The sequence below is a fragment of the Polaromonas sp. genome (genome assembly GCF_016185115.1).
Lineage (GTDB): Bacteria > Pseudomonadota > Gammaproteobacteria > Burkholderiales > Burkholderiaceae_C > Polaromonas.
On sequence record NZ_JACPOF010000008.1, the window covers coordinates 122,804 to 138,343 of the forward strand.

14 protein-coding genes are annotated in these 15,540 nt (G+C 58.7%); 10 read left to right on the plus strand and 4 right to left on the minus strand.

All coding sequences use genetic code 11. The annotated features are described in order from the left end of the window. Positions 1–16 precede the first annotated feature (16 nt). The 6 genes from HYX42_RS05645 to HYX42_RS05670 all read left to right on the plus strand — a co-directional run bounded on the left by HYX42_RS05645 (position 17) and on the right by HYX42_RS05670 (position 9,537). Positions 17–2,266 (plus strand): CHASE2 domain-containing protein, encoded by a 2,250-nt coding sequence (locus HYX42_RS05645; RefSeq protein WP_293400723.1) that lies wholly within the window; start codon positions 17–19, stop codon positions 2,264–2,266. Positions 2,267–2,290: 24 nt separating this feature from the next. Beyond that, a complete protein-coding gene (locus HYX42_RS05650) occupies positions 2,291–3,082 on the plus strand; it encodes a 3',5'-cyclic-nucleotide phosphodiesterase (RefSeq protein ID WP_293400724.1) in 792 nt (263 codons plus the stop codon). Next, positions 3,079–5,484 carry an ATPase, T2SS/T4P/T4SS family gene (locus HYX42_RS05655; RefSeq protein WP_293400725.1) on the plus strand — a complete coding sequence of 802 codons (2,406 nt, stop codon included), beginning with the start codon at positions 3,079–3,081 and terminating at the stop codon, positions 5,482–5,484. Before HYX42_RS05650 ends, HYX42_RS05655 begins: the two co-directional genes overlap by 4 nt. Before the next feature lie 175 nt (positions 5,485–5,659). Continuing rightward, positions 5,660–6,106 (plus strand): pilin, encoded by a 447-nt coding sequence (locus HYX42_RS05660; RefSeq protein WP_293400726.1) that lies wholly within the window; start codon positions 5,660–5,662, stop codon positions 6,104–6,106. Between the two features lie 49 nt (positions 6,107–6,155). Continuing rightward, positions 6,156–7,874 carry an O-antigen ligase family protein gene (locus tag HYX42_RS05665; protein WP_293400728.1) on the plus strand — a complete coding sequence of 573 codons (1,719 nt, stop codon included), beginning with the start codon at positions 6,156–6,158 and terminating at the stop codon, positions 7,872–7,874. A 22-nt stretch (positions 7,875–7,896) separates the two neighbouring features. Further along, entirely contained in the window at positions 7,897–9,537 is a 1,641-nt protein-coding gene (locus tag HYX42_RS05670; RefSeq protein WP_293400730.1) for a Wzy polymerase domain-containing protein, read from the plus strand. On the opposite strand, the gene moaC is transcribed toward HYX42_RS05670, so the two are convergent. Continuing rightward, on the minus strand, positions 9,506–10,006 hold the full coding sequence (gene moaC / locus HYX42_RS05675; protein WP_293400732.1) for a cyclic pyranopterin monophosphate synthase MoaC: 501 nt from the start codon (positions 10,004–10,006) through the stop codon (positions 9,506–9,508). The two genes, HYX42_RS05670 and moaC, sit on opposite strands and share 32 nt — an antisense overlap. Positions 10,007–10,050: 44 nt before the next feature. On the opposite strand from moaC, the gene tfpZ reads away from it, so the two are divergent. Together tfpZ and HYX42_RS05685 are read left to right on the plus strand one after the other, a co-directional pair. Next, positions 10,051–10,827 (plus strand): TfpX/TfpZ family type IV pilin accessory protein, encoded by a 777-nt coding sequence (gene tfpZ / locus HYX42_RS05680; RefSeq protein WP_293400734.1) that lies wholly within the window; start codon positions 10,051–10,053, stop codon positions 10,825–10,827. 70 nt (positions 10,828–10,897) lie between these two features. Next, on the plus strand, positions 10,898–12,403 hold the full coding sequence (locus tag HYX42_RS05685) for a M48 family metalloprotease (protein ID WP_293400735.1): 1,506 nt from the start codon (positions 10,898–10,900) through the stop codon (positions 12,401–12,403). On the opposite strand, the gene HYX42_RS05690 is transcribed toward HYX42_RS05685, so the two are convergent. From HYX42_RS05690 to HYX42_RS05700, 3 genes are all read right to left on the minus strand, one after another. After that, positions 12,359–12,712 carry a phage holin family protein gene (locus HYX42_RS05690; protein WP_293400737.1) on the minus strand — a complete coding sequence of 118 codons (354 nt, stop codon included), beginning with the start codon at positions 12,710–12,712 and terminating at the stop codon, positions 12,359–12,361. The two genes, HYX42_RS05685 and HYX42_RS05690, sit on opposite strands and share 45 nt — an antisense overlap. Before the next feature lie 251 nt (positions 12,713–12,963). Continuing rightward, positions 12,964–13,413, minus strand: coding sequence for a hypothetical protein (locus HYX42_RS05695; protein ID WP_293400739.1), 450 nt, complete (start codon positions 13,411–13,413; stop codon positions 12,964–12,966). A 52-nt stretch (positions 13,414–13,465) separates the two neighbouring features. Continuing rightward, positions 13,466–14,191, minus strand: coding sequence for a TerC family protein (locus HYX42_RS05700; protein ID WP_293400909.1), 726 nt, complete (start codon positions 14,189–14,191; stop codon positions 13,466–13,468). A gap of 462 nt (positions 14,192–14,653) precedes the next feature. On the opposite strand from HYX42_RS05700, the gene HYX42_RS05705 reads away from it, so the two are divergent. Together HYX42_RS05705 and HYX42_RS05710 are read left to right on the plus strand one after the other, a co-directional pair. After that, entirely contained in the window at positions 14,654–15,091 is a 438-nt protein-coding gene (locus HYX42_RS05705) for a DUF3717 domain-containing protein (protein WP_293400740.1), read from the plus strand. A gap of 3 nt (positions 15,092–15,094) precedes the next feature. Further along, positions 15,095–15,400 carry a DUF2007 domain-containing protein gene (locus tag HYX42_RS05710; RefSeq protein ID WP_293400741.1) on the plus strand — a complete coding sequence of 102 codons (306 nt, stop codon included), beginning with the start codon at positions 15,095–15,097 and terminating at the stop codon, positions 15,398–15,400. Positions 15,401–15,540: the final 140 nt, after the last annotated feature.

The following is a 15,540-nucleotide window of genomic DNA, read 5'->3' on the forward strand; positions in this document are numbered from 1 at the left end:
CAGCCCTAGAGGTTCCATGCAACTCCTCTCCAGGCACTGGCCTCGCATCGTCGTCACATTGATCCCTCTGGTGTTTGCGCTGATGCACGCCAGCGGCGCATTGCGCCTGGGCGTGCTCCAGCGCCTCGACAACATCATTTATGACGCACGGCTCCGTGCCACCATGCCCAAAACGCTCGATGAGCGGATTGTCATTGTTGATATCGACGAAAAGAGCCTCGCAGAAGCAGGGCGCTGGCCGTGGGGTCGCAACAAGCTGGCTGACCTGGTGGGCGAGTTGCTCGACAACCAGAAAATAGCCCTTCTCGGCTTCGACGTTGTGTTTGCGGAGGCGGATGAAAGCTCAGGCCTGAAGCGGCTCCGGCAACTGGCACAGCAGGAGATGCGTGACCAGCCCGGCTTCGCCGACAAGCTCGCGCAGGTGCAGGCCAGCCTCGATTACGACGCCGTATTTGCGAAATCCATTGAAAAACGCCCGGTGGTGATGGGCTACTACTTCACCAGCGACCGTGATGGACGTGTCAATGGCGTACTGCCGCAACCGGTGATGGGCGCCGATGCCCTGGTGGGGCGTCCCATCAAATTCACCAGCTGGAACGGTTACGGCGCCAATATAGAGGCCATTGCGAGGGCGGCACCCATGGCCGGCTTTTTCAATTCCATTACCGAGGGTGATGGCGTTGTTCGCTCGATCCCGCTCCTGGCGGAATACAAGGGGCAGTATTACGAATCCCTGTCGCTGGCCATGTTTCGTGCCCTGGTGGGCTTGCCAAAAGTCGAGCCTGGCTTTCCGCAGGAAAAATTCCTGACGCGTAACTACCAGGGGCTTGAGAGCATCCTGCTCAAACAGGGTGGCAAGACGCTGGCGATCCCCGTTGATGACCGCGTGGCGACACTGGTCCCTTTTCGGGGCAATGGCGGTGTCAGCGGCGGGTCATTTCGCTATATCTCCGCCTCGGATGTTCTCGCCAGGCGGGTCCCTCCCGGCCTGTTGAAGGACAAAATCGTCTTGCTGGGCACCACGGCCCCAGGCCTGCTTGATTTAAGGGTGACACCGGTAGGAGAAACCTATCCCGGCGTGGAAACCCACGCCAACGTTATTTCAGGCTTTCTTGATGGCAAGGTCTTTGTCAAGCCGGACTATGCAATTGGCTTCGAGGTGGTGGTTCTTGTGTTTTCCGGGCTGATGCTCGCGTTCGCCCTGCCCCTTTTGTCGGCCCCAAAGGCCGTGGCCGTCAGTGCGGCGGTGATCGCTGCGCTGGTGGGTCTTAACTTCTGGCTGTATCTGAGTTTTGGACTTGTATTGCCGCTTGCCAGTGCGCTGGTGATGGCCATTACCGCATTTGCGCTCAATATGAGCTACGGTTACTTTGTCGAAAGCAAATCCAAACGTGAGCTTGCCAACCTGTTCGGAACCTATGTGCCGCCCGAACTGGTTGATGAAATGGTGAAGGATCCCGACAGCTACAGCATGAAGGCCACGACGAAGGAGCTGACGGTGATGTTTTGCGACATGCGTGGATTTACCAAAATGTCCGAGAGCATGGAGCCGACGCAACTGCAGGCCCTGCTCAACAGTGTGTTCAGCAGGCTCACAGACCTGATTCGCAGCAATCGTGGCACCATTGACAAATACATGGGTGATTGCGTGATGGCTTTTTGGGGTGCTCCGGTGGACACGCCAGACCATGCCAGCCTGGCCGTCAAGACCTCTCTGGAGATGGCCAATGCCATTCGGCGGCTCAACGAAGAACACCGGATCAAGGGTTTACCCGAAATTGGTATCGGGATTGGGCTGAATACTGGCACCATGTGCGTGGGCGACATGGGCTCTGACATACGCCGCAGTTACACCGTGATCGGAGATTCTGTAAATCTGGGTTCCCGCCTGGAAGGCCTGTCAAAAACCTATGGTGTTGATATTGTGGTGAGCGAGTCCACGCGCAGGCTGGCCAATGATTTTGCCTGGCAGGAACTGGACAAGGTCAGGGTCAAGGGAAAGGACAATGCAGTGGCCATTTTTTGGCCCCTGGCGCCTCTTGACGCGATTGACCAGGGCAAATCGGCAGAACTGAAAACGTGGTCTCAGGCACTCAAGGCTTATCGCATGCAGGATTGGGACCAATGTGATGTGCAATTGCTGAACTTGCAGAGGTTGAATGCCAAAAAGTACCTTTACCAGTTGTATTCTGAGCGTGTAGCCTCCATGAGGCTGCTTCCGTTTGATCCAGAATGGGATGGCGCCACGAATTTCGAAACCAAATAAACCTCACAAGGCAAGAACAAATCCATGAAAGTACGGGTGTTGGGTTGCTCAGGGGCGATAGCCAAAGACTGCCGAACCACGTCTTTTCTGCTCGACCACGACCTCCTGGTGGATGCGGGCACGGGTGTCGGTGATCTGTCGCTTGAGGAAATGAGCAGCATTGACCATGTGTTGCTGACGCATTCACACCTTGACCATGTCGCGGCATTGCCCTTGATGGTGGATGCCATTGCCTCGCAGCGAACAACGCCAGTCAGGATCCACGCATTGCAGGGCACCATTGATGCATTGAAAGCGCACATTTTCAATGATGTCATCTGGCCTGATTTTTCGAAAATACCCACACCGGAAGCGCCGTTCGTCACCTTTCATCCGATAGAAATAGGCCAGACCCTTTTTCTGGCGGGCAAATACATTGAGGTCTTGCCTGCGGTGCATACTGTGCCGGCGGTTGGTTATGCTGTTGCTACGGCCAATGGCAGCTGGGTGTTTACCGGCGATACCGAACGCAACCCTGCGCTTTGGGCGCGTGTCAACCAGATGAACGTCGCCATGCTGGTCATAGAAACCGCCTTCAGCAACCGGGAGCGCAATCTGGCCGAGCGCAGCCTGCATTTATCGCCGCATGCGCTGGCCAGCGAGCTTGACTGCATAGACAGGGGGAAAAGTTATCCGATCTATATCACCCATACCAAGCCCGCCGAGACTGAACTGATCATGGCGGAAATTCAGCGGTTCGACCAGACCCAGCCATTTGGAGCCAATGTTTCGCATGACATCCGGTGGTTGAGGGCTGGGCAGGAGTTTGACCTATGAGTGCCGTATTGCAGCGTGACCCGGAAAACGAGTTCTTTGACTCACAGATGTTGCCGCCGCAAGAGCGTGGCGTTACGTTCGAAGCGCTTTACTTCAGGCAACTGCAACTGGTCACGAACCGCATTCATGAGACGGAAAACATTGACCAGATCATGCTGGAGGCCAGCCAGGACATCTGCAAGCTCTTCAATGCAGACCGCTTGACCCTGTATGCGATCAACGAAGACAGAACTGCGATTGTCTCCAAGGTCAAGACCGGGCTGAACACCAGCCGTGACCTCAAGCTGCCCATCACGGCACAAAGCATCGCAGGGTATGTGGCCATGTCCAGGCAGATGGTCAACATTGTTGATGTCTATGACGACATCGCGCTCAAGACAATCCATCCCAACCTGAGTTTCCTCCAGGAGGTGGACAAGCGCTCCGGCTACCGCACAAAACAGATGCTGGTTGCCCCTGTCATGGATGGCGACACCCTCTATGGCGTACTGCAGGTGATCAACAATCGCAGCGACCAGCCTTTCGGAAAGCTCGAAGAGGATGGCGCCAAGCAGCTATGCAAGACGCTGGGCATTGCAATTCGCCAGCGCATGCAAAAAAGCGAAGAGGGCCAAAGACGCAAGGCGACGAAATATGACGGCCTGGTCAATGAAGGTGTGCTGACCCAGGAGGAGCTCTCAAACTGTATACAGAAGGCGCGCGACGAGGCCCGTTCCGTAGAGCATTTGCTGATGGCCGATTTTCATATTCGTCCGGCGCAGATCGGACCATCGCTGGCCAGATTTTTTGGTGTTCCCTATGAGGCCTTTAATGCCGGACGAATTCGTTCAGAGATGCTGCATGGCCCCCTGAAGCGTGAGTTTATCGAGCAGCAGGGCTGGATACCGCTGGAAGAAACGCCTGATGGCCTGCTGATCATGTGCGTGGACCCGGAGGCGGTCAGGGGTGCGCGGGTTGTTCCGCAGGTTTTCCCCAGGATAAGCAAATTCGCCTACCGCGTCACCACGCAGACGGAGTTTGAAGAAACCCTGGGCCAGCTGTTCGGCGCTGGCAATGACGGCGGCTCGATCGACCAGCTGCTGGCGGATATGGATGCGCCGCTGGACAACGACGCCATCGATGATTCGTCCCTTGAATCTGCCGCTGCAGACAACGAACTCGTCAAATTCGTGAACAAGGTCATCATCGACGCCTACAACCAGAAGGTTTCGGACATCCACATCGAGCCCATGCCCGGCAAGGCCAAGACCGGCATCCGCTTCCGGATTGATGGCACCCTGCAGCCCTACATTGAGGTCCCGGCCCAGTTCCGCCAGGCCATGGTTACCCGTTTGAAGATCATGTGCGATCTCGACATTTCCGAGAAACGCAAGCCGCAGGACGGCAAGATCAAATTCAAGAAATATGGTCCGCTCGACATCGAACTGCGCGTGGCAACCATTCCTTCGGCCGGTGGGGTTGAAGACGTTGTCATGCGTATTCTTGCTGCCGGCGAGCCCATCCCGCTGGAAAAGCTGGGCCTCACAGCGCACAACAAGGAACGGCTGGAGAAAACCGTCTCCAAACCCTATGGCCTGTTTTATGTTTGTGGCCCCACCGGTTCCGGCAAGACCACCACGCTGCACTCCATCCTCAAGTTTTTAAACACGCCGGATACCAAAATCTGGACAGCTGAAGATCCGGTTGAAATCACGCAAAAGGGTCTTCGCCAGGTACAGATCAACAAAAAGGCTGGAATTGACTTCGCGCTGGTGATGCGGGCTTTTCTGCGGGCCGATCCCGACATCATCATGGTCGGCGAGTCTCGTGACAAGGAAACAGTGTCAATGGGCGTGGAGGCGTCCCTGACCGGGCACATGGTGTTTTCAACGCTTCACACCAACTCGGCCCCGGAGTCCATCACCCGGCTTCTGGACATGGGCATGGACCCATTCAATTTTGCAGATGCCTTGCTGGGCATTCTGGCCCAACGCCTGGCCAAGAAGTTGTGCGACTGCAAGGAATCCTACTTTCCCGAAGCAGAGGAAATCAAGACCTTTATCGCGGAGTATTCCGAAGAGCTGCGCCATACGCCGGCCTGGAAGGCCGATCACGCCGGCGAAGCCAAAAAGCTTTATGAGTCATGGGTCAAGCTCTATGGGGAAGGCGGCAAACTCAAGATGTACAGGGCGGTTGGCTGCGATAAATGTGGAAAGACGGGCTACAAGGGCCGGATTGGCCTGCATGAGCTGATGATTGCAGATGACGATGCCAAAAAATTGATTCAGGAGCGTGCCCGGGTCGCCGAGTTGTTCGCGGCAGCTGTGAACAGTGGCATGCGCACCCTGAAGATGGACGGCATGGAAAAAGTCCTGATGGGCCTGACCGACCTGAAAATGGTGCGGTCGGTCTGTATTAAATAGCCGGTAAAGCAACAATGGGCGCAGGACAAAATTGTCACACCTGAGGCGGGAATGTGGCAAAAAAGTGAGGTTTTGTCAGGATGATCCGCCGTTTTTGGCTGTATCGGGAGGGGTAGGCGGCTGGCCTGAAAAATGCTTTGCTTGTCTGACCAGATTTTTAAACCAAGGAGTTTTTATGAAACGTGCTATCCAAAAGGGTTTTACCCTGATCGAACTGATGATTGTTGTTGCGATCATCGGTATCCTGGCTGCGGTAGCTCTGCCTGCCTATCAGGACTACACGACCCGTGCCAAGGTGTCTGAAGTTGTTCTGGCCGCGTCGTCTGCACGTACCGCCATTGCTGAATATGTTGCAGCCAGTGGTGCATTCCCCTCCAGCGCATCGGCTGCCAGCATTGCTACCCAGTCCTCCAAATATGTGGCCTCACTGGTTTACACAAACACAAGCGCCTCGGCTGGTGTTGTGACTGTGACCGCTCAGGGTGACAGCAGCATTACCGGCAAGACCGTTCAACTCGCTGGCACCACGGGTCAAAATGGTGTGGTGATCTGGGTTTGCGGACCGGGTACTACCGGCACGCCAATGGACACCAAATATCTGCCAGCAAGCTGCCGCGGCTAAGCTTTACTGCCCGATGATCAAAGCCCCTTCACAGGGGCTTTTTTTTTTGATGAAGAAATTTTCATATTCGTCCATTTCTCTGGCGCCCCTCTGGTGTTGGGGCGCAGCCCTGATGCTGTCTTTTTGCTGGCTTTTGCCCAACAACGCCAGGCCGTGGAGCGCTTTTCATTCTGATGCATGGTCCGCCTGTATCCTGGCCCTGACCAGTCTGGCGATTTTCCTGCGGAGCAAGGGCGACGTCAGGATCCAGATTGCTCCGCTGGCCGTCCTGGCCGTGAGCATGTTTCCGCTGGCGCAATATGGCGCAGGGATACTGGCTTTTTCAGGCCAGGCATGGATTTCTTCCGCCTACCTTCTGGGGTTTGCGCTGGCCATGCTCACGGGCCAGCAATGGCAGCGGTTCAGCCCTTTATGGATGGAGCGTGTGCTTTTTGGCGCGGTTCTTGGGGCTGGCAGCACCTCCGTTTTTCTCGCCATGCATCAGTGGCTTCGACTGGGGGACGCCGCAGGCCTGTTTGACATCTGGATTCTCTATTACCCGCCAGACAGGGGCCGACCCTACGCCAACCTGGGGCAGCCCAACCAGCTCGCAACGCTCCTGGTCTGGGCGTTGGTGGGGTGCGCGTGGGCCACTTACCGTCGCCACCTGCGGGTACTCGGCGGGGTAAGCCTTGCGGGGTTTTTGCTCATTGGTCTTGCCCTGACGCAATCCCGCAGCGGCATGGTCGGGTTGCTCATCCTGTTGTCTGCATGCTGCGCGTGGCGTGGCATGGTCAGGTCGCGTGTTTTTTTCTACTGCGTTTTCGGGTTGCTGCTCTGGTATGTTTTCCTGCTCTTGACGCTTCCGTACCTGGGCCGGATGCTGTTGCTCGATACCGAGATCAGTTTTGTTGAGCGCAGCACACGTGAAAGCCGACCCTATATGTGGCAGATGTTGCTCGATGCCGCAACACTGCACCCCTGGGCCGGCTATGGCTGGAACCAGGTGCTGCCCGCGCAGTTGGCGGTGGCCGAAACCTACACAAGGATGTCCGGCACTTACCTGGCCCAGTCCCATAACCTGTTTCTGGATTTTGTGATGTGGACCGGTTTCCCTGTGGGTCTTTTGCTGAGTGGCGCTGTGCTGGCCTGGTCATGGATGGTACTCAGGAGAACCAGGGAAGCCGCCCAGGTTTTCTATCTGGTATCGCTCGCGGTCATTGGGGCCCACGCCATGGTTGAACTTCCCGTGCACTACGCCTACTTTCTGCTGCCGGTCGGGCTGATGGCGGGGTCGCTGAATGCCAGCATGAATATTGCGCCCTGGGGCATGCTGAGCCGTCACGTTGTAGTTGGTTTCTGGCTGGCGGTGGCGACCCTTCTCGGATTGATCATCTACGACTATTTCCGCCTTGAGAGTGCCTACAACGACGTCAGGTTCAAGCAGGCCAATTTTGCCAAAGCGCAAGATCCCGAGATTCCGAAAACACTGATCCTGAATCATCTGGAATATGCCATAGAACTCTATGCGTTGACGCCAGCAGCCGGGCTGCCACCGGATGTCGTGCAACGCGCAGTAGACACCACCAGGTTTCTGCCCAGTGCACATAACATCAGCAAACTGGTGGTGATACTCGCCCTGAATCAGCGGGCGGACGAGGCGCGTTTCTGGAAGGCCAAGTCACAATACATGATGAGCGCGGCAGACTATCAGGTCGTACAAAAAGACTGGAAGCGTGCTGTTCAGATGTTTCCGCAGATTTCGGCAACCATGGCGTTAAATAGTTAATCCCGGCCTGACGGCATTTTTCATGGTGAAACACACCCCGACCAACCCGGATTCTCACGGGCATCCTGAACCCGCTACAGAACCGGTCGAAAAGAATCGGCACGAAACTGAAAACCGTGCGTCGCGCGCGCTCGTGCCGCTGGTCTGCGCTGCGCTGGTGATTTTTCCCTGGATCAACCCATTTGCGCCTGGCCCATCGCCAGCGGTCGTCCCGCTGCTGCTGTCTGCGCTGTGCGCTGCAATCCTGCTGGGAATGTCCGCCTGCTGGCCGGCCCTGTTCAAGGTCGAACGCCTGGTCTGGCCTGTCGCATCGGCATGGCTCTTTGCCGGGCTTGTCAGTTCCGTGCTGGGGTTGATTCAGTACTTTGGCGCTGCAGACGGCTTGTTGCCATGGGTGAACCAGTCCAGATATGGCGAGGCGTTTGCCAATCTGCGCCAGCGCAACCAGTTTGCCTCGCTGACAAATATCGCGATGATTGCGCTCGTCTGGTTTGGCGTCATGTTTTCACGCAGCAAGCATGTGCTGGATGCCCGCAGGACCAGAAACTACCAAATCCTGATGGTGATGGCGGCGGCCCTCCTGGCCTGCGGTAACGCCACCTCTGTTTCCCGCACCGGCATGATCCAGCTGGGCCTGCTCTGCGGCCTCTGTGTTCTATGGGGGCAGTGGCGACATGCCAGCGTGCGCTGGATTCTTCTGGCCGCAGTCGTCGTTTATGCCGTGTCGGTTCTGGCATTGCCGCGGCTGGCAGGGTTCGACCTGTTGCAGTACAGCATGTCGGGGCGCCTGCGTGCTGGTGACCCGGTTTGTGCAAGCCGCCTGACCCTGTGGTCCAACGTACTTCATCTCGTCGCCATGAAGCCCTGGCTGGGGTGGGGCTGGGGTGAGCTTGATTTTGCCCATTACACCGAGCTTTATCAGGGCCCGCGTTTTTGCGACATCCTGGACAACGCGCACAACTTCCCGCTGCATCTCGCCGTAGAGCGCGGGGTGCCGTTTGCATTGCTGGTGTGTGGTGCTTTTGCATTGTGGATATGGCGCAGGAAACCGTGGCTGGACACCGATCCGGCAAGGCAAATGGCCTGGAGTGTGCTCGCCATCCTGCTGTTTCACAGCATGCTGGAATATCCGCTCTGGTATGGGCCGTTCCAGATGGCGGTGGTGTTGTGCCTGCTCTTCGTTCGTAAACCGCTGGCTATCTCACAGGAGGGGCAACCGGGTCGGTCGTTCACTGGCGTTGCGGCACGCGCGGGATGTGCTGCGTTGTCTGTACTGTTATTGCTCGGTACCTTCTATGCCATGTGGGACTACAGGCGGGTCAGCCAGATCTACCTCGCGGCCGACATGCGCGACCCCGCCTACCGGACGGACACCCTGGAGAAAATCAGCGATTCCTGGCTGTTCAGTGACCAGGTGATGTTTGCGCGTCTGCTGGTCACGCCGCTGACCCAGGCCAATGCGGCCTGGACTTTCAGTACTGCACAGGCGCTGCTGCACTATTCACCGGAACCCAGGGTGGCTGAAAAACTTATTGAGAGTGCGGTCATGCTGGGAAGGGATGAAGAGGCGCAGGCCCACATGCTGCGTTACCGGGTGGCATTTCCCAAGGAATACGCGCTCTGGAAACCGCTCAAGGCGAACCAGGAGTTGCAGGCGCAATAAAGCTGCCCGACTTGCCACCGTGCTTTTCAAGCACCCGTATGTCCTGCATGACCATGCCCCTGTCGACAGCCTTGCACATGTCGTAAATCGTCAACAAGGCGACCTGTACGGCTGTCAGGGCTTCCATTTCGACCCCTGTGGGGCCGACTGTCTGGACGTTAGCCTCGCATACGATGCAGGCATTTGCCGTGTCTGTGGTGAAGCCGACATTGACGTGCGTGAGTGCCAGGGGGTGACAAAGCGGTACGAGTTCACTGGTTTTTTTGGCGGCCATGATGGCCGCGACCCGGGCAATACCCAGAACGTCGCCCTTTTTTGCCGTGCCCGCCATCACGATGGACAAGGTCTGCGGATTCATTACGATACGGCCCTGTGCGACAGCCACGCGCCTGGTGTGGGCCTTGCCCCCAACGTCCACCATGTGGGCCTGGCCGTCGGCATTGAAATGGGTGAGTAGCGAGTCGGACATGATTGAGTTACAGAACCTTTACAACCAACCCTCATCATAAGACCATGGCCGACATCGCAAACTCATGGAAGATGCGCTTCAAAGCAGCCGGTGTTCACCTGTGCATCAGCATCGTTCTGGCAATTCTTGCCGCCCTGCTCGTATTTTTTGTGTGGTATCCCTATCCCTACCGTGAGATATCCGGTGGTCGTACGCTTTTTCTCCTGATTGTTGCGGTTGACGTGATCATGGGCCCGTTGCTGACTTTTGCGGTCTTCAATACCCGCAAACCGCGCAGGGAGCTGGTGCGCGACCTCTGTGTCATCGGCGTTCTGCAGCTTGCTGCGCTGGGCTACGGGCTCTGGACTGTGGCCGCTGCCAGACCCGTGCACCTTGTGTTTGAGATGGACCGCTTCCGGGTTGTGCACGCCATAGATGTACCGCCCGAGCTGCTTGAAAAAGCATCGCCCGGGTTGCGGTCCTTGCCCTTGATGGGCCCCACCTTGCTGTCTGTCCGGCCCTTCAGGGATGCGAAGGAAAGCATGGAAGCAACGCTGGCGGCATTGAATGGCGTGTCCATCGGATCCCGCCCGGAGCTCTGGCAGGACTATGAAAAAGCGCGCGCGCAAATTGTGTCCAGGGCCAAATCACTGGCCGAACTCAAGGCGCGCTTTCCTGCGCGCAGTGCAGAGATTGACGCTGCCCTGAAATCTTCCGGGTCCGGCCGTCCGGCTGCTGCTGTCGGCTACGTGCCCATGATGGGCCGCGACACGCTGTGGACTGTATTGCTGGACACCACAACGCTGGAGGTGATTGCCTTTGTTCCGATTGATTCGTTCTAGGCCAGGCCTGCGCCGCAGCTCCGCCGCATTGCTTGCGGCCCTGCTGGCTGCAGGCTCAAATCCCCTTGCGTTGTCCCAGAACGCACCCGGCGTTTCGCGCAGCGGCTCACTGCCCACTTTGGGCGACAACCTTGAGCTGACCGCAGGTGCCGAGCGCCGTATAGGGGAGCGCATAGCCGCGAGCATTTACCGGGACCGTGACTATATCGATGACCCGGTGCTTGAAGAATATGTCCAGACCATCTGGCAGCCCCTGATCGCGGCAGCAAAGGCGCGGGGTGAACTCAGCATCGAACTGGACGAGCGCTTTGCCTGGGAGCTTTTTCTCCTGCGCGACCGCACCATCAATGCCTTCGCGTTGCCCGGTGGCTATTTCGGCCTCCATCTGGGCCTGATAGGGGCAGTGAGCAGCCGGGATGAGCTTGCCGCAGTCATGGGCCACGAACTGAGCCATGTCACGCAAAGGCATATTTCCCGCCTCATGACCCAGCAGTCCCGGCAGACGCCGTGGATGATTGCCGCGATGATCATTGGGGCCCTCGCGGCCAGCAAGGGCTCGCAGGCGGGCGAGGCGGCCATGGTGGGCGGACAGGCGCTGGCTGCACAGTCACAGCTGAATTTTTCGCGCGACATGGAACGCGAGGCCGACCGGGTGGGTTTTGGTGTCATGACCGATGCGGGCTTTGACAGCCGCGGCGTCAGCAGCATGTTTGAAAAACTGCAGCAGGCATCACGCATCAACGACAACGGCTCATTTCCATATTTGCGGTCCCACCCCTTGACCACCGAGCGGATTGCGGAGGCCCAGGCGCGCCTGCAACTCGCCCCGCCTGCGGCAGACAAGGCCGTGGGGGCAGCGCAGGACAGGTTTTTCCACGCCATGATGGCGGCCCGTGCGCGCGTGCTGGCCGATCCTGGCGTGGACGTTCTCCGCACCATGGTGGCGGAGGCTCAGCGCCAGCCGCCGCCTGTGCAGGCCGCAGCCCAGCCCTCGGCTGCTGATATCCGCAGTGCCGGGGTGTTCTATGCGGGGTCGCTTGCTGCGGCCAGGCTCCGGGACTTCCAGCTAGCCCGCTATTTTGCAGGGCGACTGGGAGCGCTGACGGCCAACACGCCTGCGGCTGGCAAGGTCGGTTTGCTCTTGCTTGAAGTGGACCAGATGGCAGGCGTTGTGTCGCCCTCGGCATCCGGTATCGACATCTCAAAGACGGCCTCGCGCGCAGACCTGCTGGTCCAGTCACGTTCGCTGCTGGCCGCAGGCCGCGCGAAAGAGGTGGGCGACAGGCTGCTGACATGGGTGACGGCCCATCCCAAAGATGCGCTGGCCTGGCAGACCCTCGCGGTTGCGTATGGCAACCAGGGCCAGAATGTGCGCGCGATTCGCGCTGATGCAGAAGCGCGGGCGGCGCAGCTTGACTACACGGCGGCGCTTGATCGCCTGAAGGCTGCCCAGATCATGATGCGCAGCAACCCGGGCAGCGCCGACTTCATGGAGGGCTCCATCATCGATGCGCGGACCCGCCAGGTGGAGTCACTTGTTAAAGAGCAGGCGCTCCAGGACAAACTCGATCGCTAGCTGCAGCACTGAATAGATCAGCGAACCGATCAGCGCCGCACCAAAACCCGTGACATTCAGTCCGCTCACCAGGCTGGCCGCAGCCCAGAACATCAGGGCGTTGATCACAAACAGGAAAAGGCCTACCGTGACCAGCGTGACAGGCAATGTCAGCAGGATCAGTATGGGGCGCACAACAGTGTTGAGCGCACCCAGCACCAGCGCAGCAATCAGCGCACCGGTGAAGCTGGTCACCACCACGCCTGAATAAAGATAAGCCACCAGCAGCAAGGCCGTGGCACTGAGCAGCCATTTGAGTATCAGTTTCATGGCTCGAAGAATATCACTCCCCGTGCGAAATTCAACGCTGAACCGCCTCGACACGCAACCACAGCCCCCAAGCGAAGCGAGGCTTTCGCAAGCGCCCCAAGAGCGGCAGCTCATATCTCCAACGAAGCGAGGTCTTCGCAAGCAGGGTCCGCGGAACCGGCTTCGCCGGGCCGCAGGAGCAGCGCCCCCTCGGGGGCAGAGAGCTACACGCAGTGAGCGAACGTGGGGGCTGTTTATCTACCGTGGGGGCTTTAATCTATCGCCACCAGCAGCCCAGCCCCCGCCAGAGCGGTGACATAACCGAGCGCGCCCTTGCTTTCCTGCACCTGCGTCTGTGTGACGGGCTGCATGTCCTGGCCGAATTTTGGCCGACGCGCATCCAGCACGCGTGCCACGCCATATTCCTTCATCAGCGATTCGGTCTGGGCGCACAGCGTGGTCTGGGCGAGTTTGGTAATCACCGTGTCGCCATTCTGTTCGAGCAGCGGCAGCAGGCGGGCGAATGTTTTTTCTGCCCACTTGCCGCGCCAGCTTTCGCGTGCGCTGTTGGTGACCCACTTGCTCGCGCGGTGGGTTACGCGCGGCGCGCAGCCCACCACAATCCAGCGTGCGGGATTGCGGCTCACGCCGTCCGTGTGCATGGGCTGCAGCATTTGCAGTGCATAGGATGCGTCGTCGACGTAAACGATGATGTTGTCCATAAAGTACTCCTTGGTTGTCGTGGTTGTGAAGGCTTACGGTTGCTCGAAAAAATCAGTCGGTGACCAGCTCGTTGCGATGGGGCTGCGATTTTCGGGTGGCCCACCAGCCGCCGCCCAGCACGCCGGCGACGGCCAGGGCGTAGGTCGCCCATTCGGCGATGGTGTGCATGGTGGCAGCGGAAGGCAGTGTGTTGGGGCCGCCATAGACGGGGTCCAGCAGCTGCTCGCTGACAATCATTTTTGCGGCGGTGAACGCCAGCACGGCCGCGCCTATGTTGATGATCATGGGGAAGCGCTCGACCAGCTTGAGCACCATGGTGCTGCCGAAGACGACGATGGGCACGCTCACCAGCAGGCCGATGATGACCAGGTCAAACGAGCCGTGTGCCGCGCCTGCGACGCCCAGCACGTTGTCAATGCCCATGAGCGCATCGGCAACGACGATGGTCTTCATCGCGCCCCAGAAGGTGCTGGCAATTGGCCCTTGGTGTTCGTCATGGCCCTGGTCGGCCAGAAGTTTGTAGGCGATCCAGAGCAGGCCCAGCCCGCCGACCAGCATCAGCCCGGGTATCTTGAGCAGCCAGACCACGCCGACGGTCATGGCAGAGCGAACAACAATCGCGCCCACGGTGCCCCAGGCAATGGCCTTTTTCTGCAGGTGCGGGGGCAGGTTGCGGGCGGCCAGCGCGATGACGATGGCATTGTCGCCAGCCAGCACAAGGTCGATGAGGATGATGGCCAGCAGGGCCGACCACCACGGGGTTGAAAACAGTTCCATCACGCACTCCATATCAAGTTTCGACATGGACGCCCGTCAACGTAAACAGGCGCCCGATTCGTTCGAAGCCTGTGCGGATCCGATGAGGTAAGGGTGTGCGGAAATGAAGATTGCCGCTGACGCCTCGATCAAACCTGCCCAGGTTTCAATCGAAGGTCTGGCTCGACATGCAGTGTCGCTGCATGCCCAACAAGCCGGAAGTGCGAACTTCGTAATGACGACTTGTTGTAGCTATCTTGCTGCTGTGTCTGTTATTAAAAGTAGTTCAGCAAGACGAGGGAGTTACTCCCCTTCGTAGGCTCTATTGGAACTGATCCGGCGATTTTTTGCAAATGAGGCTTTTCCCTGAGCCCGCGTAGGAGGGCTTCCCAGCCCTGAAACAACGCGTCGGCAGGTGCCTGATAATGGCTTGTCTGCCGCCATCCGGTGTGCACGAATTTCCCCCGATTCCCAAATTTCCCCATGGCCGGCATCCACATCACAGACATAGAAGCTGCCATCAACTACTGGCGCGAGAAAAAACCGTCGCCCGACGGCATCACGCTGGCGCCAGAGTTGCGCGCGCTGGCCGAGGTCTATGCGCTCATGGTTTTTTACCATGAGGATGTGGCGTCTGAAAGAGGCTTTCCGCCCAAGGCCATGGCCGCCTGGCAGGCCTGGTACGACACCACTGCCGACACGCCCTGCATCGCCATCTGCTCGACCAGCCAGGGCGATGAAGTCTGCAAGGGCTGCGGCCGCACCTTTGAAGAAGTCCAGCACTGGCCCGAGATGTCCGCGCCGCAAAAACGCGAAACCTGGCGGCGCATCACGCTGGACGGCACCTCCTGGCGCTTTGGCCGGTATTCGGACCGCGCGCTAGAGAAGACTGAAAAACCCGAAGAAGAACAAGGCAGCTGATTCATGCTGCGCCTGGCCCGTGCCCCCAACATCGCGATTGCCGCGCTGTGGGCCGATGCCCTGCAGCAGGCCGGGTTTTCAGCCAGCGTGCAGCGCTACTACCTGGGCGGCCTGGCGGGAGAGTTGCCGCCCGACCAGTGCTTCCCGGAAGTCTGGCTGACCCACGACCACGAAAAGCCCGCCGCCGAGAAAATGCTGGACCAGCTGCAAAACATGCCGCAGCGGCGGTGGGTGTGCACGGCGTGTGGCGAGATGGTGGAGGGCGGCTTCGAACAATGCTGGGCCTGCGGCGCGGACATGCCTGACTAGCCCCCACGGTCGCGCACTTCGTGTCACTCCCTGCCCCCCGAGGGGGCCGCTGCTCCTGCGGCCCGGCAAAGCCGGTTCCGCGGACCCTGCTTGCCTGAAGAGTTGGGATGCATCAGCCAGGGGCGCCGTGGGGCTGGCTC